Source organism: Microcystis aeruginosa NIES-4325 (assembly GCF_008974145.1).
GTDB classification, from domain to species: Bacteria; Cyanobacteriota; Cyanobacteriia; order Cyanobacteriales; family Microcystaceae; genus Microcystis; species Microcystis aeruginosa_G.
Map to the genome: position 1 here is coordinate 169282 of NZ_BJKP01000002.1, position 23222 is coordinate 192503.

The 23222-nt window shown below is 42.8% G+C and carries 24 protein-coding genes and 3 pseudogenes; 17 read left to right on the forward strand and 10 right to left on the reverse strand.

Translation table 11 applies throughout. The annotated features are described in order from the left end of the window. Positions 1-122 precede the first annotated feature (122 nt). Positions 123-968 (reverse strand): annotated as a pseudogene (locus MiAbW_RS01970) (DUF4351 domain-containing protein). 258 nt (positions 969-1226) lie between these two features. On the opposite strand from MiAbW_RS01970, the gene MiAbW_RS19855 reads away from it, so the two are divergent. From MiAbW_RS19855 to MiAbW_RS02015, 12 genes and pseudogenes are all read left to right on the forward strand, one after another. Next, on the forward strand, positions 1227-2561 hold the full coding sequence (locus MiAbW_RS19855) for a DEAD/DEAH box helicase family protein (protein WP_238707171.1): 1335 nt from the start codon (positions 1227-1229) through the stop codon (positions 2559-2561). A gap of 24 nt (positions 2562-2585) precedes the next feature. Next, positions 2586-2864: pseudogene (locus tag MiAbW_RS20385) on the forward strand (restriction endonuclease subunit R); the annotation flags it as partial. A gap of 168 nt (positions 2865-3032) precedes the next feature. After that, positions 3033-3974, forward strand: a complete 942-nt coding sequence (locus tag MiAbW_RS20390) for a type I restriction-modification enzyme R subunit C-terminal domain-containing protein (RefSeq protein WP_373996342.1) — start codon at positions 3033-3035, stop codon at positions 3972-3974. 28 nt (positions 3975-4002) lie between these two features. Continuing rightward, positions 4003-4173: a type II toxin-antitoxin system HicB family antitoxin gene (locus tag MiAbW_RS01980; protein ID WP_151694699.1), complete on the forward strand. Its 171-nt coding sequence runs from the start codon at positions 4003-4005 to the stop codon at positions 4171-4173. A 9-nt stretch (positions 4174-4182) separates the two neighbouring features. Continuing rightward, positions 4183-4581: a nucleotidyltransferase family protein gene (locus MiAbW_RS01985; RefSeq protein ID WP_151694700.1), complete on the forward strand. Its 399-nt coding sequence runs from the start codon at positions 4183-4185 to the stop codon at positions 4579-4581. 37 nt (positions 4582-4618) lie between these two features. Next, positions 4619-4828, forward strand: coding sequence for a hypothetical protein (locus tag MiAbW_RS01990; protein WP_016516401.1), 210 nt, complete (start codon positions 4619-4621; stop codon positions 4826-4828). A gap of 12 nt (positions 4829-4840) precedes the next feature. Next, entirely contained in the window at positions 4841-6295 is a 1455-nt protein-coding gene (locus tag MiAbW_RS01995) for a restriction endonuclease subunit S (RefSeq protein WP_151694701.1), read from the forward strand. 199 nt (positions 6296-6494) lie between these two features. Next, complete coding sequence (locus tag MiAbW_RS02000; RefSeq protein WP_151694702.1) at positions 6495-6893, forward strand: GxxExxY protein; 399 nt, start codon at positions 6495-6497, stop codon at positions 6891-6893. A 290-nt stretch (positions 6894-7183) separates the two neighbouring features. Continuing rightward, positions 7184-8671: a class I SAM-dependent DNA methyltransferase gene (locus MiAbW_RS02005; protein WP_151694703.1), complete on the forward strand. Its 1488-nt coding sequence runs from the start codon at positions 7184-7186 to the stop codon at positions 8669-8671. Beyond that, positions 8671-8805 (forward strand): hypothetical protein, encoded by a 135-nt coding sequence (locus MiAbW_RS20395; RefSeq protein WP_274596515.1) that lies wholly within the window; start codon positions 8671-8673, stop codon positions 8803-8805. Before MiAbW_RS02005 ends, MiAbW_RS20395 begins: the two co-directional genes overlap by 1 nt. Beyond that, positions 8793-9023, forward strand: a complete 231-nt coding sequence (locus tag MiAbW_RS02010) for a gamma-glutamyltransferase (protein ID WP_308477945.1) — start codon at positions 8793-8795, stop codon at positions 9021-9023. Before MiAbW_RS20395 ends, MiAbW_RS02010 begins: the two co-directional genes overlap by 13 nt. Positions 9024-9047: 24 nt before the next feature. Beyond that, positions 9048-9260, forward strand: coding sequence for a gamma-glutamyltransferase (locus tag MiAbW_RS02015; RefSeq protein ID WP_172967332.1), 213 nt, complete (start codon positions 9048-9050; stop codon positions 9258-9260). A gap of 188 nt (positions 9261-9448) precedes the next feature. Here MiAbW_RS02015 and MiAbW_RS02020 read toward each other — a convergent pair whose 3' ends face one another. From MiAbW_RS02020 to MiAbW_RS02030, 3 genes are all read right to left on the reverse strand, one after another. Beyond that, the gene (locus MiAbW_RS02020; protein ID WP_151694706.1) at positions 9449-12154 is read right to left on the reverse strand and encodes a phycobilisome rod-core linker polypeptide; all 2706 of its coding nucleotides are present in this window, start codon (positions 12152-12154) and stop codon (positions 9449-9451) included. Between the two features lie 174 nt (positions 12155-12328). Beyond that, a complete protein-coding gene (gene cutA, locus MiAbW_RS02025; protein ID WP_151694707.1) occupies positions 12329-12667 on the reverse strand; it encodes a divalent-cation tolerance protein CutA in 339 nt (112 codons plus the stop codon). A 117-nt stretch (positions 12668-12784) separates the two neighbouring features. Beyond that, positions 12785-13492, reverse strand: coding sequence for a Crp/Fnr family transcriptional regulator (locus MiAbW_RS02030; RefSeq protein ID WP_151694708.1), 708 nt, complete (start codon positions 13490-13492; stop codon positions 12785-12787). 55 nt (positions 13493-13547) lie between these two features. On the opposite strand from MiAbW_RS02030, the gene MiAbW_RS02035 reads away from it, so the two are divergent. Beyond that, positions 13548-14747 (forward strand): hypothetical protein, encoded by a 1200-nt coding sequence (locus tag MiAbW_RS02035; protein WP_151694709.1) that lies wholly within the window; start codon positions 13548-13550, stop codon positions 14745-14747. Between the two features lie 157 nt (positions 14748-14904). Beyond that, positions 14905-15099 (forward strand): annotated as a pseudogene (locus tag MiAbW_RS20525) (helix-turn-helix domain-containing protein); the annotation flags it as partial. 60 nt (positions 15100-15159) lie between these two features. On the opposite strand, the gene shc reads toward MiAbW_RS20525, so the two are convergent. The 6 genes from shc to MiAbW_RS02070 form a co-directional block, all read right to left on the reverse strand. Then, on the reverse strand, positions 15160-17067 hold the full coding sequence (shc, locus tag MiAbW_RS02045; protein ID WP_151694710.1) for a squalene--hopene cyclase: 1908 nt from the start codon (positions 17065-17067) through the stop codon (positions 15160-15162). A gap of 241 nt (positions 17068-17308) precedes the next feature. After that, positions 17309-18064, reverse strand: a complete 756-nt coding sequence (tsf, locus tag MiAbW_RS02050; protein WP_151694711.1) for a translation elongation factor Ts — start codon at positions 18062-18064, stop codon at positions 17309-17311. A gap of 116 nt (positions 18065-18180) precedes the next feature. After that, positions 18181-18978, reverse strand: a complete 798-nt coding sequence (gene rpsB / locus MiAbW_RS02055; protein WP_151694712.1) for a 30S ribosomal protein S2 — start codon at positions 18976-18978, stop codon at positions 18181-18183. A 156-nt stretch (positions 18979-19134) separates the two neighbouring features. After that, positions 19135-19602 (reverse strand): thioredoxin-dependent thiol peroxidase, encoded by a 468-nt coding sequence (gene bcp / locus MiAbW_RS02060; protein ID WP_151694713.1) that lies wholly within the window; start codon positions 19600-19602, stop codon positions 19135-19137. A gap of 2 nt (positions 19603-19604) precedes the next feature. Further along, complete coding sequence (locus tag MiAbW_RS02065; protein WP_151694714.1) at positions 19605-20453, reverse strand: M56 family metallopeptidase; 849 nt, start codon at positions 20451-20453, stop codon at positions 19605-19607. Then, positions 20453-20872, reverse strand: a complete 420-nt coding sequence (locus tag MiAbW_RS02070; protein ID WP_151694715.1) for a BlaI/MecI/CopY family transcriptional regulator — start codon at positions 20870-20872, stop codon at positions 20453-20455. The genes MiAbW_RS02065 and MiAbW_RS02070 overlap by 1 nt, the downstream gene beginning before the upstream one ends. Positions 20873-20961: 89 nt before the next feature. On the opposite strand from MiAbW_RS02070, the gene MiAbW_RS02075 reads away from it, so the two are divergent. The 3 genes from MiAbW_RS02075 to MiAbW_RS02085 all read left to right on the forward strand — a co-directional run. After that, positions 20962-21258 carry a small RNA NsiR4-regulated ssr1528 family protein gene (locus tag MiAbW_RS02075; RefSeq protein ID WP_002741653.1) on the forward strand — a complete coding sequence of 99 codons (297 nt, stop codon included), beginning with the start codon at positions 20962-20964 and terminating at the stop codon, positions 21256-21258. A 305-nt stretch (positions 21259-21563) separates the two neighbouring features. Then, positions 21564-22724 carry a sugar phosphate nucleotidyltransferase gene (locus tag MiAbW_RS02080; protein WP_151694716.1) on the forward strand — a complete coding sequence of 387 codons (1161 nt, stop codon included), beginning with the start codon at positions 21564-21566 and terminating at the stop codon, positions 22722-22724. 126 nt (positions 22725-22850) lie between these two features. Next, the coding region (locus MiAbW_RS02085; RefSeq protein WP_151694717.1) for an IS630 transposase-related protein at positions 22851-23222 on the forward strand (372 nt) is incomplete at its 3' end.

Here is a 23222-nt window from a genome sequence, read left to right on the forward strand (position 1 = left end):
TGAGGTACACCTATTTTTCTTCCCTTTTGCCTTTTGCCTCTTGCCTTTTGCCTAAAACCCATAACTTTTGTACCTCAGCAGACTGAAAAACGCTATAAATCTGTCAAAGTGTTAAAGTCTAATCAAGCGAGTCCTAAGTCTTCTAATCGCTCCACAGGAAGTTTACGGATAGTTTCTTGTAGATTCTGGGGTATTTCTCCGAAACGTCGCTGAAGTTGACGGAGGAGTAAATACGCTTCTCCCTGTTGTCTTCCTTGTTTAATACCTTGCTGAACCGCTTGTTCCCTATCCTGTTGGTAAAGTGGAGCTAAAGGCATAATAAACTCCCTATCCTCCTGTGTTTTTTTCGATAACGCTTCTAAATTTCTACTCAAATTATACAATAAGTTTAAGGAAGCAGATTTTAGGGGATTATTCGGCGATAATCTTTCTAATTCATCGATGGCTCTCTCTCTTATTCCTCCTCTACCCAATAATCTTAGCCATAATATCCCCGGTATTTCGGGTAATTGATGAATGACGACAATAGCTGTACCTAAACCTTGCGGGAGAAAATAAACCCCTTCTAGTCAATTGGGTTGTAATTGAGCCGTAAACAGGGATAAAATGCGCTCACTAGCTGTGGGAGTAAGAATCCATAACTTAGGTATCTCCTCCTCTGATATTCTCTGTTTATTTCTCTTTGCTGCTCTGTGGAAGATTTCACGGATAGCAAAGCGCTTAGACAGACAATCATTGATACCATCAAGGGTAATACCATTGCGATAGGGTTCCAATAAACAAGGATTTTGGCATAATTTTCCTAATAACCCTAACCCAGAGGGAATTTCCTCGCTATTAGGACTAAAATACACATCAATTTCTTTAATTTCCGAGGTGACTTCTTTGCTGACAACTACTGTACCGTAGGGAGAAAGAAGGGTTTCTAAGAAGTCTTTGCTAAATTTATCCCCAATAAAGTGCGTCAAGGGTTAATTGCCTCAGTTGCTGATTTTAGCCTCTAGATTAATCATCGAGAATTGAGCAAGCGATCGCATTTATGATCTAATTCTAATTTATTGAGAGTCAGTAAGAATAGCGATAATTGACATTTCTTAAGATCTTATCTCCGACCACTGATAATTAACATTAAAATAGAAAAAAACTTTCTAAAATCTGCTTATATAAAGATAAATATTGACATTTGCTGTTAAATTAGTCAGCTTATCGCGCCAAATTTGCTAACCATGCCTTCCAGCAATCAAACCCCAGAAAACCAATCCCGTGAACTGATTGACGAACAATTGCGTCAAGCGGGGTGGTCCATCCAAGATAAAAAAGAAATCAACTTCAATACCAGTTTAGGGGTGGCTATCAGGGAATATCCAACCGATAGCGGATTCGCTGATTATGTCCTGTTTGTGGATAGAGAACCCGTCGGTATTATTGAGGCCAAACGAGAGGAAAAAGGCTTGTATTTAACGGTGGCGGAGGAACAATCAAACAAATACGCTAATAGTAAACTGAAATATAGCAATAACCAGCCCCTTAACTTTATTTACGAAAGCACAGGCAAGCTGACGCGCTTTACCAATCGCCGCGACCCGAAACCTCGTTCCCGTCCTGTTTTTTCCTTTCACCGACCGGAAACCCTGCAAGAATGGCGAGATAAACCCAAAAGCTTGCGGGATAAACTGCAAGATATTCCCCCCCTTGACCCGAAGGGACTAAGAGAATGTCAAATTAAAGCTATTACCAACTTAGAAGCCTCCTTTAAGCGAAATTTTCCCCGGGCCTTGCTGCAGATGGCCACGGGAAGCGGCAAAACCTTCACCGCAATTACCGCTATTTATCGTCTCCTAAAGTTTGCCGATGCCAAACGGGTGTTATTTCTAGTCGATACCAAAAACTTAGGAGAACAAGCTGAACAGGAGTTTATGAGTTTTGTTCCCAATGATGATAACCGCAAATTCACCGAACTTTACAACGTTCAGCGATTATCCTCCAGTTATCTGGCCAAAGATGCTCAGGTCTGCATCTCAACCATTCAAAGACTCTATTCTATCCTTAAAGGGGAAAGTCTCGATGAGGCTGCCGAACAAACCAACCCGAATGAATTAGTACAAGGGAAACAACCCGTCCCCGTGGTCTATAATCCGAAAGTTCCTCTTGAATTCTTCGATTTTATCGTCATCGATGAGTGTCATCGCTCGATTTACAACGTTTGGCAACAGGTTTTATTATATTTCGACGCTTTTCTGATTGGTTTAACCGCCACTCCCGACGTGCGGACATTTGCCTTTTTCCATGAAAATGTAGTTAGTGAATACAGCTACAAACAAGCGGTAATGGACGGCGTAAACGTAGATTATCAAGTCTATACTATAGAAACGGAGATAACCAAGAATGGCGGGCGTATTCTCAGGGAATACATCGAAAAAAGGGAAAAATTAACCCGTGAAAAACGCTGGGTACAACCGGACGAGGATATTATCTATACCGGCAAGCAACTTGACCTAGATGTGGTCAATCCCAGCCAAATACGCCAAATTATCCGCACCTTTTGCGATAAACTGCCATAATTATTTCCCCATCGCCAAGAAGTCCCGAAAACCCTGATTTTTGCCAAGGATGACAGCCATGCTGACGATATTATTCAGATAGTCCGGGAAGAATTTAGCGAAGGGAACGATTTCTGCAAAAAAGTTACCTATAAATCGCCAGAAGACCCGAAATCCGTGCTTTCTCAGTTCAGAAATGATTTTAATCCCCGTATCACCGTCACAGTCGATATGATTGCCACGGGAACCGATGTTAAACCCCTTGAGTGTTTAATTTTTATGCGGGATGTCAAATCTCGAAACTACTACGAACAGATGAAAGGACGAGGTACACGCACCCTTGACCATGATAGTCTCAAAAAAGTCTCTCAATCCGCCCTTTCTGCCAAAACTCACTTTATTATCATCGATGCTGTCGGTGTGGAACAATCAGCTAAAACCGATAGCCGGCCCCTGGAAAGAAAATCCAGTGTCCCTTTTAAAGACCTGATGATGGGCATTATCATGGGAACAGACGATAGCGATGCCTATATCTCCCTAGCCTGTCGTTTTGCCCGATTAGAACGACAAATCACGCCAAAAGAAGCTGAAAAGATAAAAGAAATCACCGGAGGGGCAACTTTGGGAGATATGGCCAAAGCCCTGCTTAATGCCACAGACCCCGATAATATTGAGGATAGGGCTAAAGAAACCTATCAAACCACAAATCCGACCCCAGAACAGTTAAAAGCGGCGGAAAAAGCCCTTACCCGTGCAGCTGCCGGCTATTTGACTGGGGAATTGATTGATTACCTTGAGAATGTGCGGAAAGTACACGAACAGTACATAGATACTCAGAATCTGGATAGGGTGACATTCTCAGGATGGGGTGAAGCGCAACGGATAGACAATCAAGCCCTAATAAATGACTTTACAGCCTTTATTGAGGCAAATAAAGACGAAATCACCGCCCTGCGTATCCTCTATAACCTGCCCTATCAACAGCGTCCCGTCACCTATAAAATGGTCAAGGAAGTCTTAGATATTCTCAAAAAAGACCGCCCCAACCTAGCGCCGGTGAGGGTATGGGCAGCCTATCAACAGATAGAAGCGGTGCCAAGCAATCCCACCAGTGAGTTAACGGCGTTAATTGCCCTAATCCGGCGTGTTATTGGCTTAGATGAGGTTTTAACCCCCCAGGAAAAACGCATCGATAAAGCTTTTCAAACTTGGGTTTTTCAAAAACAAGCGGGCGCATCAGTAAAATTCAATCAAGAACAGATGCAATGGCTACGGGCCATCAAGGAACATATTATCAGTTCTTTTGCCTTAGAGCGAGAGGATTTGGACTATACCCCTTTTGATAGTATGGGGGGAATCGGTAAACTCCATCAGCTTTTTGGCGATGAGATGGAGGCTATTATCGAGGAATTAAACACCGCTTTAGTGGCATAAAATACGAAATCAAAAGGACTCTTAAATCATGAAACATAAAATCATTCTCTATCAATCCGAAGAAGGCTGCAGCGTCTGTTGTCCGGGGTTGCCCGGTTGTTGGTCCCAGGGAGAGACAGAGAAAGAAGGGTTAGGCAACATTCAAGACGCAATTACTGAATATTTGTCAGTTATTGAGGAATTATTTCCTAGAAATTAAGGAGTAAATATGACCTTACAAGATGTGATGGAATTAGCCAAGCAATTATCGCCGATGGATAAAAAATGCCTCGTTGAACAGCTTTCCTCTGAAGTGAAACCCGAAGAAGTTAAACCGAAAACTTTAGAGGAAATCAAAGCAATTTTAATCCTTTATAAGCCCTTTTTAATAGAGAGGTTTAAAATCCTTGAATTAGGACTTTTTGGTTCCTATGTCAGGGGAGAACAAACTAAAGATAGTGATGTGGATATTTTAGTAGAATTTTCCCAAGTCCCCACCTTATTTGATTTAGTAGAAATTGAGTATTTAATTAGTGATAAACTTGGTCTTCCTGTGGATTTAATTGATAAAAAATCCTTAAAAGCTGCCCTTCGTGAACAGATTCTCAATGAGACAGTTTATCTATGAAATTGACAAAAGAACAAAATAAAAGGAGTATTAAGTTATGAATCAAAAACTAATTGACTCTTTAGTTACTATTGTTCAATCGCTTTCTGATGAAGAACGTCAAAGCTTTGAGCAAAAATTGTTCTTTGATGACCATCAAGTTAGTACACAGGAGATTATGAACTTAGTTCAAACAATTCATTCCTTTGATTTTCTCAAGGATGAACCCGATATTTATACCCTAGAAGATGGAGAATCTATTAAATAGATTTTTATAATTATGATAAAAGTATTTGAATCACCTAATTTACCTGATAACTGGATATTAGCCAACTTTGGTGACTATCTAGACATCACAGGAGGCTCTCAACCACCAAAAAGCAAATTTTCTGAAGTTAAAAAAGATGGATATGTTAGATTATGGCAAATTAGAGATTTAGGAGATAATCCTGTCCCTGTATTTGTTGATAAGTCTCTTGTTTCAAAATTTTGTTCAGATGGTGATATTTTAATAGGTAGATATGGTGCTTCTGTTGGTAAAGTTTTTTGGGCAAAAGATGGTGCTTACAATGTAGCTTTAGTTAAATTAATATTTGATGATAAGATTTTTCATAAAAGTTTTTTATTTTATTTTCTTCAGTCTCTCTATTTTCAAAGATATTTAAAATTAATATCTAAAACTGCACAAAGTGGATTTAATAGAAGCGACTTATATAACATAGAATTACCTATTGCTCCCCTACCTGAACAACATCGAATTGTCGAGAAAATTGAAGAATTATTCTCGGAATTAGATGACGGGGTTGCATCCCTGAAAAAAGCGCTAGAACAACTAAAAACCTACCGTCAGGCAGTGTTAAAATGGGCATTTGAGGGCAAATTAACCGAAAAATGGCGCAACACACATCAAGACAGTCTAGAGGATGCCGATACCCTATTAGAACAGATTAAAGCTGAAAGAAAACGCCATTATCAGCAACAATTAGCAGACTGGAAACAAGCGCTTAAAGAATGGGAAAATAACGGCAAGGAAGCCAAAAAACCCACCAAACCCCAACAGCCAAAAGATTTACCTCCCCTCACCAAAGAAGAATTAAGCAATTTACCCAGTTTACCTAATGGTTGGATGTGGGTGAAATTGGGAAATTTATGTGATATTATTGGTGGTGTGACAAAAGGAAGGAAATTAGAGGGTAAAAATACTATTTCTCTCCCTTACTTGAGAGTAGCAAATGTTCAAGATGGCTACTTAGATTTATCTGTTATAAAATATATTGAGGTACTTCCTGAAGATTTAGAAAAATATAGATTAGTATCTGGCGATATTCTTTACACAGAGGGAGGTGATAGGGACAAATTAGGAAGAGGAACAATTTGGAGAAACGAAATTTCAGATTGTATTCATCAAAACCATGTTTTTCGAGCAAGAACTTTCCAACAACTTATAAAATCTCTCTATATTTCTTATTTTTCGCAAACTCAGACAGCTAGAAACCATTTTTTTAAGCATGGAAAACAGACGGTAAACTTAGCATCTATTAATATGACCGTTTTATCTAATCTACCTATTGTTTTGTGTTCGACAGTTGAACAAAAATTGATATTAGATGAAATCGAATCAAGATTATCAGTATGTGACCAATTAGAAGCCACCCTCACCGAGAACTTAAACAAAGCAGATGCATTGCGCCAAAGCATCTTAAAACGGGCCTTTGAGGGGAAACTCGTACTATGATTAGGAATGATTAAATGAGGACTATGATTGAGGGATTGATGGGGTGATAAAGTGGTCAAAAAATCTGATACTTGTAGTAAAATCTAATCATAGCCAATCAAAAAATCACATAAATCACAGTACGGGGGGTTAGAAAAATTATGTGACCCGTAGTAAAATCTAATCATAGCCAATCAAAAAATCGTATCAAGTCAATAGCATGAGTTACGTTTCTTCTCAATATCCAGACAGCGAATTAACGGGTAAAATAATTGGTTGTGCCATGGAAGTACACCGCACCCTAGGAAACGGCTTTCAGGAAAAAATCTATCAACGCGCCTTAGCCATAGAAATGACATATCAAGGACTTTCCTTTAGTCAAGAACATGAGATGAATATCATTTATAAAGGAACACATATCGGCACAAGACGAGTTGATTTTTTCGTAGAAGGAAGGATAATGGTAGAAATCAAAGCTGTCATTAAACTTGAAGACATTCACCTCGCACAAGCCATTAATTATATAGAAATTTATAGACTTCCCATCGGTTTACTAATTAACTTTGGCTCAAGAAGCTTAGAATTTAAACGAGTCATGAAACCAAAGCCAAAACCATGATTAGGAATCATTAAATGATGACTATGATTGAGATAACTAATAGAATGCTCGATTCAAAGAATCTGATACTTGTAGTAAAATCTAATCATAGCCAATCAAAAAATCACACAAATCACAGTACGGGTGGTTAGAAAAATTATGTGACCCGTAGTAAAGTCTAATCATAGCCAATCAAAAAATCACACAAATCACAGTACAGAGAATGAATAAAATGATAGAATCATCAAAAATTCTGATACTAGCAGCCGAATCTAATCATAATCCATCAAAAAATTAAACAAATTATAGTTATGAATACCGCCTCAATTGTGTCAAAAGTTTGGAGTTTTTGTAACACCCTGCGGGATGATGGGGTCAGTTATGGGGACTACCTTGAACAACTCACCTACCTCCTATTCCTGAAAATGGCTGATGAATACGCCAAACCGCCCTATAATCGCAAAATCGGCATCCCCTTTGCATACGACTGGCAAAGTCTGCGCAGCAAACGAGGGGCCGACCTCGAAGCACATTACCTCGGCATATTACGCGAATTAGGGCAAAAAAAAGGCTTATTAGGGCAAATCTTCACCAAAGCTCAAAACAAAATCCAAGACCCTGCCAAACTGCTCAAAATCATCACCATGATAGATGAAGAAAACTGGGTGATGATGGAAACGGATGTCAAAGGCGACATATACGAAGGACTTCTGGAAAAGAACGCCGAAGATACCAAAAGCGGCGCCGGCCAATACTTCACCCCCCGGCCCTTGATTTGGGCCATGGTAGAATGCTTACGTCCCCAACCCACGGCAACTATTGCTGACCCTGCCTGTGGAACCGGCGGCTTTTTTCTGGCAGCCTATAACTTTTTGGTCAAAAATTATCCCTTAGACCGAGAACAGAAAGAATTTCTCAAAAAAAGCACCTTTCACGGTAATGAAATCGTCGCCAATACAAGACGCCTGGCATTGATGAATATGTTTCTGCATAATATCGGCGATATTAACGATGAGCAATGCTTTATCGCCTCCACCGATGCCCTGATTGCTCCTTCTCCCCTTAGCGTCGATTATGTCCTTGCTAATCCCCCTTTCGGCAAAAAAAGCAGCCTGACTTTTACCAATGAAGACGGGGAACAGGACCAAGAAGACTTAACCTATAATCGTCAGGATTTTTGGGCAACCACTTCTAATAAACAACTCAACTTCGTCCAGCATATTCGTTCCATGCTCAAAAGCACAGGACAAGCTGCCGTCGTTGTCCCCGATAACGTCCTTTTTGAGGGTGGCGCCGGAGAAACCGTCCGCAAACAACTATTATTAACCACCGACCTGCATACTATCCTCAGATTACCCACCGGCGTATTTTATAAACAGGGAGTGAAAGCCAACGTCATCTTTTTTGATAATAAACCCGCCGCCAAAGACCCTTGGACAAAAGCCATCTGGTTTTATGACTTCCGCACCAATATTCACTTTACCCTCAAGAAAAACCCCTTAAAACCCGCCGATTTACAGGACTTCATCACCTGCTATCATCCCCACAATCGTCATCAACGCAGCGAAACCTATTCAGAACAGAATCCCGAAGGACGCTGGCGAAAATTCACCTATAATGAGATTATCGCCCGGGATAAAACCAGCCTCGATATATTTTGGCTCAAAGATAAAAGTTTAACCGACCTTGACAACCTGCCTGACCCTGATGTGCTGGCTTTGGAGATTATGGAAAACCTCGAAGCTGGATTAGAAAGCTTTCGGACAATTGTGGGCAGTTTAGAAGTCACCGAGACTTAATGCTTCCAACTTCCATCGGGGAAGGTGAGAAATTCTCGATTAATACACTTGTTCGCACCATTAATTCTACCAAAAACCCCAGAAGGGAACCGTCTATCTGGCCACAAGCGATCGAGATTTTCTGGTATCTTTGATTCAATACAATTTTGATGGTTTTGCCATTGCTATTTTAGTCCCCCAGACGGGAATCGCCCGGCCTAACCTTGCTAGTGGTTTTACCCTCGAATTCGGTCATCCTAACCCCATTACCCCCGCTAAACGCCCTTTTCATCTGATTATCCCCAGTTTTCTCCGTTGGGATAATGGCACTTTTGGCCCCATGGGAGTGATGGGTGCGCCGATGCACCCCTAAAGCCCCCGACAAATGGCGGTAAACATGGTTGACCATCATTTCAATCCTCGAACCGCCCTTGATGCCCCTAGATGGCGATTTTTACGGAGAAATAGCGTACTTTTAGAAAGGGGTGCATCCCCTGAATTACTGCCCGGATTAACCCCCAGAGTCCATCAGGTAGCGATCGCAGATTCCACCCATTTTGGCAAGGGTCAAATTATCCGGCAAATTGCGAACCTCAGTCCGATGGGTTAGCTTTGGGATACTAATACTAAATCCGTTGAGTAACGCACAGAAAACGGGTTTCTCCGAGAAACCCGTTTTCTACTCATGCACTCATGCAAAAGAGGGAATAGATAATCAGTCTTTAATAACAGGATTTAGTATAAACAAAAAAAAGCTCGTGTTAAACACGAGCTAAATTAACTAACTTCAAGGACTAACTAACCACCGACCTTAACTACCGGTTTAAAACTGGGAACAACCAGTTCACTATCCTGTTTAGTCAGCTTATTGTATAAGCGTTCCGTATTGGGGAAATTAGCGGCCGGTAGAGTTGGGAAACGACGATAGGGAACCGTATCTTCACCAAACAATTGTAGGTATTCCATGCTATTAACCATGGCACCAATAAAGGCTTTTAATCCCTGAGTTGCCAGAATTTGGTTATATTTCTGGATTTCTTTTTGATTCAAGGGAGCGCGACCTAAGAAGTGCTTGGTTCCCAATTCAATTACTTTCGTATTCGGATAGGGAGCATAGAATTCTTTCAGGTAAAGATCCGAACCACCTAAACCCTCAATAAACTCTTTCACCGTGATCTCAGCATTGCTTAATTTACTCTCTAAAGCGGTAAATTCGGCATTGATGATATAGGGTTCGAGATCCCGTTCAAAAATCTGACGATAGGCAGCACGAACAGTATTTTGTACGGCAACTTTATCCAGATTAGTCAACAGTTTAAAGACCTTAGTTTGTTCCCGTTGAACCGTGACACCTTGACCGACACGGGATTGAATATCGGGTTCAGTGCGAATCGAGACCGAAGGTGTACCCAATTCAATAAAGCGCGGGGTTTCCTCTTTATCAACTCTTTGGCCGATATCTTCGCGGAGATTACCCAAACGCACCATCCGTAACTGCATCCCTTGGGGAGTTAGATAGCGCTCGTAGGGAACCGTATCTTCGCCAAAAGCTTCCGTATATTCAGGACTGTCGATAATGGCATCAATTAAAGCATAGAAGCCTTTTTTCGAGCAAAGATCGAAGTATTGATTCATTTCCTGACGACCGTAAGTGGGACGACCGAGCAGACGACGGTGAATATATTCGATCGCTTTCACCACATAGAGAGGAGTCCAGTAGATTTTCCGGAAAGCCTCGGATTTAGCTAGGGTTTTGATAAACTCGCGTAGAGTAATATCGCCATTTTCTAACTTAATCTCGGCCACGGATAAACGCTGACCTTCGTAGGGCATTCGACCGAAAACCTGACGATAAGCCGCTAAAATCACTCTTTGGGTGGAACTTTCGCCAAATTTAACGCTTAGCCCATTGCTAGAACCGGGTAACTCGTTATTGAGACGGAAAACTTTCGGTCCCAAAGTACCAGGAAATTCACCTCGGGCGCCGGGGTTGCTATTTTGGTTATTAGTGGCCGGTCCGCGGTGGATGAGGATACGTTTGCTATCTTTACCGAAGGGAGCGGGACTAGAACTAGGTTCGCGGGTTTCTTTCGGGAAAATTGCCCCAAATTGGATTTCTAGGGGGTCATTTCCGGAACCGTAAACGTGCTGATCCGGTAAGGGGCGATCGTATTTAGCAAAGGTGGTGATAAATTGGGGAACTTTGCGGAAAGGTGCGCTGTAGTTAAACAGGTCGATCTGCATCCCCCAGTTACGACATTCCTGGGCTTCTGCACCCAAACCCCGGAGATAGGGAACGGTTTCTTCGCCGAAATAGTCGGAATACTCCTGAGAATCGACTAAAGCATCGATTAACGCCCCTAAACCGCCGCTAGAGACGATCGAGAAGTATTTCTGCACTTCTTCCCGGGAGGAAGGACCGCGACCGAGGAAATGACGGAAAGCCAATTCTAGGGCGCGACTATTGATAAAAGGTTCAAAGAACTGTTTACGATAGAGAGGCGATTTACCCAGACGACGGACAAATTCTTTCATCGAGATGTCGCCGTTTTTCACCTTCGATTCCAGGTCAGAAATGGACTGACTATAGGCGCGGGTGATGTCCCGTTCAAAAATTTGTCTGTAGGCTGCCTTAATAATCGAAGATTTTTCCGACTCCGATAAACCAGTTTTCATCACAAACTTTTGTCGTTTTTCGGCACCATTGTAGTAGCTTTGGGGAAGACTTAAACCCTGTTGGTCACTACTGGGACGCTGACGCAGTTTGTTTGCGGGAGTGGGGGCTTTTAATTCCCCTAGTAGGATATTGAAATAGTCACTGATTAAAGTGGCCGCATCCTTGTCTCTTTGGAAATACTCGATCGAAGCGGCCCGCATTTCCTGTAGGGCCACAATGGTGGCATCAATAGAACAGGCATTTTCGAGAACTTCCCTTAAACCGCGGGTATTAACGATCAGGATACTGGTGTCACCAGCCACGATCGCATAGGTAATGTAACGCAGGAACCAGGATAAATCCCGCAGGGACTTCTGCATATTGCTCGGACCGTAACGAGAGACGTTAATCGGTCGGAATCCAGGGGGAATCGGGCCGCTAGAGGCGAAAATCCCCTTTAAGCCACCGAGGAAGCCACCACCGCCACCAGACCCGCTTTCAGCGTAGGTAACGGTTCCTAATTTCATCCCTTCCTGGACGTTGATCACTTTACCCGCACCCACCAGGGCCAATTCTTCCACGGGGGGTTTTTCTAGGTAGGCCATGGGTGAACCACCGGTAAAAATCCGGTTAGCTGCCCGTGAGACGATCAGATCGGAGTTCCGGGTGAGCGTTTGGGCAATATCTAAGCGCTTGCTCCCCGATTGGAAGTAGGCGATCAGTTCATTGAGTTCGGGTTTATCGAGAAAGCGGTCTTGTTGTTCTGCCTGGGTAATGGCAGATACCGGGACGGTTTGATAGAGTTGGGGACGCGCTAAGGAGCTGCCACCGCTTGCCTTAAGACTCATTGGATTTTAACTATCTCCCTTGACGATGTGCTGAGTTCTCCAATCGTGGAGGCGATCGGTCTTAAAACCAGATGTTTAAAAATTTAATCAGCATCTAGATTAAAACTTTTTGCGCTTCCTGAGATAGTTTATTAAGAATTATATAGATTTTTTTCGCTCAAGTTGCCGATTGGTCTATTCTGACACCCCACCGGTATGGGAGGCTAACCAGTCTAAATAGGTCTGAGAACCCGCCACAATCGGTAAAGCGATGATTTCCGGGACGGCATAGGTATGAAGTTCCTGTATTTTCGCCGATAACTGCTCAAACTGCTTTAAATCGGCTTTAATCGTTAATTGCCATTCCCGCTCGTTTTCAATCTGTCCCTGCCAACGATAAATGGAACGAATCGGGTAAATACTGACACAAGCGGCTAGGCGATCGTTAAGTAATGCGATCGCTAGGTGTTCCGCTTCCGTTTCGCTGGCCGTTGTCACCAGCACCACGCCAAAACCGGTTAATCTTTCAGTCATAAGTAGTCGTGCAAAATAAATTTCCTAGCGAAGATAGGCACTCATGCAACAGGCAAAAGCAGGAATAGATAATCAGTCTTTAATAACCAGATTTAGTATGATAACTGATGACTGAATTTAGGTGATCGCTTGTTCTAAAGCGGCCAGATCGGGAATACAGAGAGATTGCTGCTGTCGTTGAATCAGGCCTTTTTTCTCCAATTTGCTCAAGGATCGGGTCACGGTTTCCCGGGCCAGTCCACTAATACTACTCAACTCCCGGTGAGGTAAATTAGGAATTATCGCACCCTGACCGCTTTTTTCTCCTTGACCTTCGGCTAAAAAGAGTAAAGTATCGGCGACTCTGGAGAGACTATCGGCCTCGCGCAAACGTAAACGCCGGTTAAGTTGACGCAAACGCTTGGCCATTAACTGAGAAAGACGAATTCCCGCTAAAGGTTCCGATTTGAGCAGATTAATAAAATCTTGGGCGGGAATACTGCTAATTGTGGCCGTGGTTAAGGTGATAGCATCAGTGGAGCGGGCAGATTCTTCTAAAGCGGCCATTTCTCCGACTATTTCCCCTTTACCGACGATATTTAGGGTGACTTCTTTGCCATCCGTATTGTAAGTACGAATTTTCACCCAACCATCGAGAATAAAGTAAACTGACCCCCCCCAATCATTTTCTAATAAAATCGCCCGATTAGCGGGATGAGTGCGGGTGACAGCATGAGAAGTAACTTTATCGATGGTTTCAGGGGGTAAACCGACCAGTAAACTGGCTGTATCCAATAATTTTTGAATCTCTGCTGATTTTTCCGCAGGATAGCGTTTTTCTGCCATGGTTTAATATTTAAATTTTGTTCTTTTTAAGTAGGTGATTCTACAATAGACAGTTGTGGGTATTTTTAGTTATCTAGTGACCAATAAACAGGATTTTTCCTCCCTACTGACCGAGATCGATCGGATTCTTTGCGGGGTGATTTCGTCTCTAGTTAACCCGCAAGAAGTTACTTTCGAGACAATTATCGCTACTCGTCAACATTTAGAATCGGCCAAAGCACTGCTTTCTCCCTTATTATCCCCCGATCGAACCCCTGAAGTTGCCCGTTGGTCTCTGGGAATGGAGGTGCAACCAGAGGGGGTAAAAGTTGTCTTTTTTCGGGAAAGCCAAGGATTGATCGATTTTTATCCTCTTTCTTGGAGTCTGGCAACGGGGACAAGCGATCGCTTACCCTGCCCTCAGGTGGACGAATATCTAATTAGTTGGCTATCTAATCGGGATTTTAGCACCGATTCTTGGCTCTGGGAAGCCCTAGAGCGATTAGAAGCTATTATTATCAGCGATGACGGGGAAACCTGCACGGATGACCTGAAAAAAGCCCTTCTCAGAGCGCAACTAATAAACCCAGATCGCCTCTCTAGTCTGGAAACAGCGATCGCTACTGCTCTGGCCTATATTCCTACTAGCGACCAACCCCAACCCCAAACCCTACTGGTGATCGAAGGGAAACGGGAGACTACCACTTTAGCACTGCTGGAAGTACCGCCGCCAACCCGCTCTTTATCCCGTCAAGCGATCACTCTGAGCCATTTTAACTACGGGGAAAACACCTATGAACGGGCAATACTCTCTCAGTTAATTTATCCTCTCTGGCGTTCTTTTTTGCCCCTTTCCCCCCCCCATCTCACCGATCCTAATCCCTTAAAAAAATCTTTACTGACAGCCGCTAGATTAACCAAATTAATCCTTCAAGAGGAAAACGAATTTACCTCCTCTCTAGCCGGTCATACTTGGACGGTCAGTCGCACCGATTTAAACAATAATGTAATTCTACCATATCTAGATAATTTAAGACAAAAAGTTAATGATTTGTTAGAAAAACAGCAAAAAAGTCTTGAGGATATTGATCGAATAATTTTTAGCGGTAATTTTTTCTTAACTATTTGGCCTTATTTCCTAACAGAAATACAGCAAGAATTTGCCAGCTGCCATCTAGAAGCCCCCAGTCAGGAAAACTTCTCACCAGTAATTTTGGGTTTGGGTCGTCTCTGTTTATTTTCGGATCTTAGAGGTGAGAAGGGAAATAATGCTTAAAAAAATCAACCCCAGTCTCAGTTACGAGTGACAATTGGTGAATAAGCTGTACTGCATTTCAACTGTATCTTATACTAAATCCGTTGAGCATAGGCTAGATATCAGGACAGGCAAAAGGACGAATAAATAATCAGTTTTTAATAACCAGATTTAGTATGATATTTATGGAATTGAATTGTGGAAATTCATATTAGAGGAAAGAAGCCTAGAAAAGCAAGATTTGCTATCTATGTTTGAAAGTAAGTCAACCCTGGATGACATTCTTGATGGTCAACAAGATTTAACTACTATTTATATTCAAAAACCAGCCAATTTTTTAAATATATATCCTGATTTATTTTTTCCTAGTTAGTCACAAAAAATGCGCTAGACAGTTAGGCTTATTTCCTGTCTTAACGCATAGGTTAACAGACTAAATTAAAGCCCGATAACGCCCCAAAGCCAGTAGAGGAAAATACTGCTGATAGAAGTGATATTTCAGGTAAAAATGACAGGGAAAACCTGTACCAGTGAAGTAATCTTCATCCCATATACCATTTTCTTTTTGGGTAACAAGAAGATAATTAACGCCCTTTTCAATCACTTCCCGCTGATAATTGCCGGTGACTTTCCCGACGGCTAATAAACCGATTAATGCCCAAGCGGTTTGGGAAGCGGTACTATTTCCCTGTCCTTTAAATTTAGGGTTATTGTAACTAAAACAGGTTTCACCCCAACCACCATCAACATTTTGACAACTGCTTAACCAATTGGCTCCTTTTTGCAATTGCTGGCGATATTTATTCGGTTCCAGAAAAGCCAAAGCAGATAACGCCCCACTGGTTCCATAAATATAATTTACACCCCAACGACCAAACCAACTACCATCAGCTTCCTGTTCTTTTTCCAGATAATCTAAAGCTTTTTTTACTCGATTTTCCTCCATGTTAACATCACAAGTGCCTAACATTTCTAGAACTCTGGCAGTAACATCAGCCGTATTAGTATCGATCATTGCTTTTAGATCGGCATAGGGCAAAGAATTAAGCCAGTTTTGATCGTTATCGATGTCAAAAGCCCCCCAACCACCAGCTTTACACTGCATAGTCGCCATCCAATTAACTGCCCGTTTCATCACACCTTTTTTAATATTTTCATCGGGCATTTTAATTAACTCTAAAGCCATCACCACCACTGCCGAATCATCTAAATCGGGATACCAGCGATTGTCAAATTCAAAAGCCCAACCCCCAGGGGTTCCGATTTTATTTTTAATCGCCCAATCGCCATAATCAAGAATTTGTTTATCGATTAACCATTGTCCTGCTTTGATCATAGCTGGATGAGCAGGATTTAGCCCGGATTCAATTAGCGATCGAATTACCCAAGCCGTATCCCAAACTGGCGACACACAGGGCTGCACACAATAGGTATTATCCGTCTCAATGGCAAAATTATCCACCGCTTTTAAACCGCGGGCAACTATCGGATCGTCAACATCATAACCTAGGGCTTTTAAAGCTAACAGGGAATTTAACATCGCCGGGATAATCCCCCCCCAATCCCCCGTGTCTTCCTGTCGTTCAATTACCCATTTTTCCGCCGCTTTCAGACTTTCTTGACGTAAGGGAACTAAATTAGTTTTTTCTGCCCATTTAAACAGCCCATCTAACCAGAGAAAAACATCTGACCAATTGTTACTTTTTGGTAACTCATACTTGACATTATTCACCCCTTCTGTATAGAGTTCATCGAGATTAAAACCCATTTTATACACGGGTTTTTTGTCGAAAACAATTAATAAAGGAACCGTACTTCCCCGCGCCCAACTGGACATTTCATAGATAGTAAAAGGGAAATTTTCCGGCAGTAGCATGATCCAAGCGGGGATAGAGGGAACCCCCTGCCAATCATAACAACCAATCAAAGCGAGGTGCATTTTGGTGAAAATGCGGGTTTTACTGATGCCACCTTTAGCTAAGATAAATTCTCTAGCTTTTTCTAAAGCAGGATCATGAGCGGGAATTCCCAATAGTCGCAGCCCCATGTAGGCTTCCACAGTGGTGCTAAGATCGCCACCATCCCCATAAAATAACTCCCAAGCGCCGTTAGGACACTGTTGCTGACGTATATAGGTGGCTGCTTTGTCTAGGGGGCGATTTTTGTCAGTTTTCCAGATTTTGTGCAGTAAAATTGCTTCTGAGGTGATGGTGACATTAGATTCTAATTCTGCCCACCAGTAACCGTCAGGGTATTGGGTAGAAAGTAAATAATTTTGAGAAAGTTCGATCGCTTTCGCTGTTTTAGCGGCTATTTCGGTGCTTTTGTCCTGAATCTGCATTTTTTTCCGTTCGACAACCTCTAGAGACCACCAGTGCAAATAAGATAATCTTATTTACAAAGTTTTTAATAAGTAGCTAAAGAATGGGATTTTGTTCCCAAACAATCCAGTCAAGGAATCTGCTTGGGTTGCCACTTTCTTTTTTCTTTTAACTGTTTACTGATAAATCAGACCCCCCCCACTCCCCTGAAGACAAAAAGGGTACGAAACTCGCACCCCACCAGATTGATCTTAATTTAACTTACTTTTTCTTTTTGCCTTTAGCGGGCGGATTATCCTTCGCTGCTGGTTCCGGGGCTTTTTCCTCCACTTGCGGGGCCGCTGCCACGGGTTCCGGCGGTTTTTGTCCCATTTGGGCGGCTACTTCGGCGGCGAAATCTGTTTCTTCTTTCTCGATCCCTTCACCTAGTACAAAGCGTTGGAAACGACGCACCTGAATATTTTCTCCTAAAGCGGCGATCGCTTGTTTGATCAACTCCTCCACACTGATGTTCTGATCGCGGATAAAGGGTTGATCGAGCAGAGAAAGTTCTTTCAAACGTTTTTCAATGCGGCCAGCTACGATTTTTTCTTTGATATTATCGGGTTTATTGGCTAAATCGTCCCGTCCCATCTCAATTTCTTTTTCTTTGGCGGAGATTTCGGCGGGAATATCGGCCACTTTCACATATTCGACGTTAGGACAAGCGGCAATCTGCATCGCCACGTCATTAACCAATTTTTTGAACTCCTCGCGACGGGCCACAAAATCGGTTTCACAGTTCACTTCCACTAAAACACCGATGCGGCTGCCGGTGTGGATGTAACTGCCGATCATCCCTTCTGCCGCTACCCGACTGGCTTTTTTCTCGGCGGAAGTAATCCCTTTTTGACGCAACCATTCGATCGCCTTAGTTATATCCCCCGCGTTTTCCGTCAGCGCCCTCTTGCAATCCATCATGCCGGCGCCCGTCTTTTCCCTAAGTTCTTTAACCTGTTGTGCTGTAATTTCTGCCATAAAATTCTTAACCTACTGCTTATAATTGATCATGCCACGAGAGGGGCAGGTTTTGCCGCTCCCTAGGTCCGGAAAGTTTTCCCCCGAACCTAGCGGCGATCGATAGCTAATTTTCCCTAGTTATCGTCGTCTCCACTGGCAAATTCGGCGGCGTATTGGGAATAATCACCTTCTTCCTCGTACTCGGTTTCATCCTCGTATTCATCCTCGTATTCTTCCACCGCTGCTTGACCACCGCGACGACCTTCGATGATCGCATCGCTAATTTTGCCTAAAATCAGTTTAACTGAGCGAATTGCGTCATCGTTGGCGGGAATCGGCACATCTACTAAGTCAGGATCGCAGTTAGTATCCAACAGGGAGATGATGGGAATGCCCAATTTTTGGCATTCTTGGATAGCGTTGTATTCCCGACGCTGATCCACTACGATGACTAAATCTGGCAGCCGGCGCATGGTTTTAATGCCCCCGAGGTATTTTTCTAGTTTGCCCAATTCCCGACGCAGTACCGATGCTTCTTTTTTCGGTCGTTTATCGAGGGCGCCGCTGTTTTCTAATTCTTCTAATTCTTTGAGTCTTTCTACCCGGCCGCGAATGGTTTCCCAGTTGGTTAACATTCCCCCTAACCAGCGTTGGTTAACGAAGTGGCTGCCGCTGCGTAAAGCTTCCTGTTTAATGATTCCCGCCGCTTGCCGCTTCGTACCGATGAATAAAAAGCGTTTACCGCGATCGGCTTCTCCTCGTACAAATTCGTAAGCTTCTTCGATTAATTGGGCGGTTTGCACCAAATCAATGATATGAACACCATTCCGGGCAGTGTAGATGTACTGAGACATCTTCGGGTTCCAACGGCGGGTTTGATGGCCGAAGTGAACCCCCGACTCTAGCAATTCTGCGAGAGAGACAACGGGCATATTTTTCTCCTTTTCGGGTTGATCCTCCATCTAGGGCTGGATTTCTAGATTTCTAGAAACACCCGATCGCCTAGATGTGCGATTTTTGACAACTTTTCCAGTATAACACGAAAGGGCGCAATCAGTACCCAGAAAAAATCAACTTCTAGGGGCTTGCTACTGCAATTCCTCAAGTTTTTTCAAAACTGCTTCTGCATGGGCTTTTACCTTGACATTTGACCAAATATAAGCAATATTTCCCTGGGGATCGATCAGGAAAGTGGAGCGTTTAATCCCCATATATTCCTTACCCATAAATTTTTTTAATCCCCAGACTTGATAAATTTCCGCCAGTTGATGTTCGGTATCGCTCAATAATTGAATAGTTAAATTGTGTTTTTCAATAAAACGACAGTGGGACTTGGCTGAATCGGGACTAACTCCCAAAATTACCGCATTTAACTGCTGAAATTGCGGCGACAAAGCGGTAAAGTCGATCGCTTCTGCGGTGCAGCCCAGTGTGTTATCTTTGGGATAAAAATATAATACCAACCACTGACCGGCAAAATCTGCTAATTTGCTAATTTCGCCTCTTTGGTTGGGGGTGGCAAATTCGGGGGCTTTTTGTCCAACTTCTAGGGTCATTTTTAGGAGTGTAAAGGCAAAAGTAAGAAAGGAGCAAGGGAGAGGGAAAGTAATAGCCAGACTTGATAGTTAAATCTGGGAAGTTCGGGGTTTCCTGACTCGACTAAAGCCTCAATTCTCTCCAATAAACGATTATTTAAGGAATTATCATTGAGAGCGACACAGCAACTATCGGAGAAATTTATTTCCGCTACTTGATTAACTTTTTCTGCTACTAAAAGCAGCGATTCGGCTAATAGTAAATAATCCACTTGTCTGGAGGCGTACTTATCGGCGCGTAATTCCCGCAAGAAGACCAATTCTGACCATAAATTCTCACTGTTGGGCAGCCAAGAAGACATCGATCGCAGCCAACCTAACCAGAAAAACCAGAAGGTGTCATGATATTCTTGGTGAGCTTGTTCGTGGGCTAAAACTGCTTGTAAATGTTCTTGATCTAAGAGATTTAATAATCCTTGGGTTACAATTAATTCCGACTTCCAGAAGCCAACTCTGGCACTGTAGGGAAAATCCACTGCTAAAACTCTCGCCCTCTGAGCGGTGATTTTTTTGAGGGGATAACTGCTAAAATCTCGATGGGTTTGCCAAGTTTGATAGGAAAGTTTGATCAGACAAAATAGAGCAAAAACTAGCCAAATTATAGCGCTAAAATAACTTATTAAACTGGAGTTATAGCCTAACATTTGCCCGTCATAGCCCATACAAATCACCGATATAACTGTCATTAACAGCAGCAAAGGAGGAAAGAGGAAGAAAAATAGCGTTGTCTGCCAACGACGCTGATAGCTGGGCAGAAACCAACGTAAACCAATGGCGATAGTTAATGCTAGTAATAACATTAAACTGTGCATTAGCGTTCTCTCCGTTGTTGACGCAGGGTATCTAAACGAGAGGCGATCGCTTTTAATTGTTCGACACTAGCAGTATCGAGACTATCGGCAAAAGAAGCCACCACATCCGCATTACCAATAGCCAAAAAACGATGTAATTGTTCGTAGGCTTTAATTGCCTGTGCTTGTTCCTTAGAAACCATCGGTTTCCAGTAGAAAATTCGACCCTGTTTATAACAACTTAACCAGCCTTTATTAGTTAAACGACGCAGTACCGTAGTCACAGAAGTATAGGCCAGATCCCTTTCTGGATCCGCTAAAATGCGATCGTGAACATCCTTAACGCTAACGGTTTCCAATTCCCAGACAATATTGAGAATTTCCGCTTCTAGGGGGCCTAGGGATAACTGTTTTGGTTGATAAGTCGGCAATTGAGCCATAGTTACACAGAAATGAAGATTACTTTCCTAATCATAGCGACGGATATCGATCGCCTGATAAAATAGCAACGATCTTTTATATTGTCTTTATGTCCACCGAAACTAATTTAACCACAACTACGGGCGCTGATGCCATTGATCTGGCGATCGCTAATGGCATTGATTTTGATGGTTCCCCAATTCCCCCGGCAAAATTGGAACTTTATCACCGGGTAATGGGTTTGGAAGCAGGACGACAAAGAAGCGGAGTATCTAACACGATGAGATCGCGAATTGTCCGCATCGGGGCTAAACATATCCCCCAAGAGGAATTAAATCAGCTGTTGTTAGCCGCCGATTTTGCCCCTCTCAAGGAGAAAGAAATCGCTTTTTACTATCTCAAGTAGTCAAATTTTGGCTCACCATTTGGCTCTCTTATTCTTTGTGTGATCAGTTTAACTTATATAGTAGTGATCGATCTTTGTGTCCTCTGTGTCTGGAGTGGTTCCTTCCACGCGACCGCCCGCAGGACTGTATCTTAGAATACATTTTACCCAGCAAGCCTAAGAGAGCCGACTGTTGGAAAAATTAGTCAGGGAGTCTAGGTTGATCTAATGCTCAAGAGGATCGATAACCACTGATTCCGAGCTAGTAATGATACACTAGGCATGATTTAACTACAAACCTCGATCGCAAAAGGAAATAAATATCGATGAAAGCCATGATTCTGGCGGCAGGCAAAGGAACTCGTGTCCGTCCGATTACCCATACGATTCCCAAACCCCTGATCCCGATTTTACAAAAGCCGGTGATGGAGTTTTTGTTGGAACTGTTGCGACAGCATGGCTTTGATCAGATCATGGTGAATGTCAGTCATTTAGCCGAAGAAATTGAGAGTTATTTCCGCGATGGTCAGCGTTTTGGGGTGCATATCGGCTATTCTTTCGAGGGTAGAATCGAAGAGGGCGCGTTAATCGGTGATGCCCTCGGATCGGCGGGCGGTTTACGGCGAATTCAAGATTTTAATCCCTTTTTTGACGATACTTTTGTAGTTCTCTGTGGTGATGCCCTGATCGATCTCGATCTAACCGCAGCCGTTAAATGGCATCGCGAAAAGGGAGCGATCGCCACTATTGTCACCAAAACCGTCCCCAGAGAGGAAGTATCCAGTTATGGGGTGGTAGTTAGCGACGAGGAGGGAAGGATTCTCAGTTTCCAAGAAAAACCCGCCATCGATGAGGCTTTAAGTACCTGCATCAACACGGGTATTTATATTTTTGAACCAGAAATCATCGATTTTATTCCCCCTAATAGTAAATACGACATCGGGGGCGAGTTATTCCCCCAATTAGTCGCTAAAGGTGCGCCTTTCTACGCTTTAAACATGGATTTTGAATGGGTGGATATCGGTAAAGTCCCCGACTACTGGCAGGCAATTCGCGGGGTGTTGTCCAGGAAAATTAAAAATGTTGCTATCCCCGGCATCGAAGTTAAACCGGGCATCTACACGGGCTTAAATGTGGGGGTAAACTGGGATAAAGTCGATATCACCGGACCTGTGTATATCGGGGCAATGACGCGCATTGAAGACGGGGCGAAAATTGTCGGTCCGAGTATGATTGGCCCAAATTGTTGGATTTGTGGCGGCGCAACCGTGGATAATAGCGTTATTTTTGAATATTCTCGCCTTGGCCCAGGGGCCCGTTTGGTGGATAAGTTGGTCTTTGGGCGCTATTGTGTTGATAAAACCGGCGCGGCGATCGATGTGGAAGCGGCAGCCTTGGATTGGTTGATTACCGATACCCGCAAGGTTCCCCCAGAATTTGATCACCCTAAACATCAGGCAATTCGTTCTTTATTCAATAGCAAGTAGGCAACACCGCAACGGGGAACTTTTTACTTGATAAGTACCTAAGCAAAATTATAGTCATTTCAAATAAGTATGATACAAGTAAAAAATAGGTTAAAATAAGGAAAAACAAGCAACCCATACAGAAAAATGTCCTATAGCCTAGACTTGAGAAAAAAAGTAATTGATTATGTAGAGAATGGAGGAAGCATAACCAAAGCATCCGCCATATTTAATATAGGAAGAGCCACAATATATAGATGGCTAAGTAGCGAAAAACTGGAAGCAACAAAGGTAAAACACCGTCAGAGAAAGCTGGACTGGAAAGCACTGTCAAAAGATGTCCAAGAAAATCCAGATGCAAGATTAAGAGACAGAGCCGAGAAGTTTGGAGTGAGACCAAGTGCCATTTGCTATGCCTTAAAAAAAATGAAAGTTACCAGAAAAAAGAAGGAACTTCGTTATAGAGAAAGAAACCGAGAAGAAAGAATAAAATACTACAGAGTGCTGAGAGAATTGATT

Coding starts and splice junctions, on each gene's coding strand:
- MiAbW_RS19855 (WP_238707171.1), top strand. CDS start 1,227: ATGCCTTCCAGCAATCAAACCCCAGAAAACCAATCCCGTGAACTGATT.
- MiAbW_RS20390 (WP_373996342.1), top strand. CDS start 3,033: ATGGGCATTATCATGGGAACAGACGATAGCGATGCCTATATCTCCCTA.
- MiAbW_RS01980 (WP_151694699.1), top strand. CDS start 4,003: ATGAAACATAAAATCATTCTCTATCAATCCGAAGAAGGCTGCAGCGTC.
- MiAbW_RS01985 (WP_151694700.1), top strand. CDS start 4,183: ATGACCTTACAAGATGTGATGGAATTAGCCAAGCAATTATCGCCGATG.
- MiAbW_RS01990 (WP_016516401.1), top strand. CDS start 4,619: ATGAATCAAAAACTAATTGACTCTTTAGTTACTATTGTTCAATCGCTT.
- MiAbW_RS01995 (WP_151694701.1), top strand. CDS start 4,841: ATGATAAAAGTATTTGAATCACCTAATTTACCTGATAACTGGATATTA.
- MiAbW_RS02000 (WP_151694702.1), top strand. CDS start 6,495: ATGAGTTACGTTTCTTCTCAATATCCAGACAGCGAATTAACGGGTAAA.
- MiAbW_RS02005 (WP_151694703.1), top strand. CDS start 7,184: ATGAATACCGCCTCAATTGTGTCAAAAGTTTGGAGTTTTTGTAACACC.
- MiAbW_RS20395 (WP_274596515.1), top strand. CDS start 8,671: ATGCTTCCAACTTCCATCGGGGAAGGTGAGAAATTCTCGATTAATACA.
- MiAbW_RS02015 (WP_172967332.1), top strand. CDS start 9,048: ATGGTTGACCATCATTTCAATCCTCGAACCGCCCTTGATGCCCCTAGA.
- MiAbW_RS02020 (WP_151694706.1), bottom strand. CDS start 12,154: ATGAGTCTTAAGGCAAGCGGTGGCAGCTCCTTAGCGCGTCCCCAACTC.
- cutA (WP_151694707.1), bottom strand. CDS start 12,667: ATGACTGAAAGATTAACCGGTTTTGGCGTGGTGCTGGTGACAACGGCC.
- MiAbW_RS02030 (WP_151694708.1), bottom strand. CDS start 13,492: ATGGCAGAAAAACGCTATCCTGCGGAAAAATCAGCAGAGATTCAAAAA.
- shc (WP_151694710.1), bottom strand. CDS start 17,067: ATGCAGATTCAGGACAAAAGCACCGAAATAGCCGCTAAAACAGCGAAA.
- tsf (WP_151694711.1), bottom strand. CDS start 18,064: ATGGCAGAAATTACAGCACAACAGGTTAAAGAACTTAGGGAAAAGACG.
- rpsB (WP_151694712.1), bottom strand. CDS start 18,978: ATGCCCGTTGTCTCTCTCGCAGAATTGCTAGAGTCGGGGGTTCACTTC.
- bcp (WP_151694713.1), bottom strand. CDS start 19,602: ATGACCCTAGAAGTTGGACAAAAAGCCCCCGAATTTGCCACCCCCAAC.
- MiAbW_RS02065 (WP_151694714.1), bottom strand. CDS start 20,453: ATGCACAGTTTAATGTTATTACTAGCATTAACTATCGCCATTGGTTTA.
- MiAbW_RS02070 (WP_151694715.1), bottom strand. CDS start 20,872: ATGGCTCAATTGCCGACTTATCAACCAAAACAGTTATCCCTAGGCCCC.
- MiAbW_RS02075 (WP_002741653.1), top strand. CDS start 20,962: ATGTCCACCGAAACTAATTTAACCACAACTACGGGCGCTGATGCCATT.
- MiAbW_RS02080 (WP_151694716.1), top strand. CDS start 21,564: ATGAAAGCCATGATTCTGGCGGCAGGCAAAGGAACTCGTGTCCGTCCG.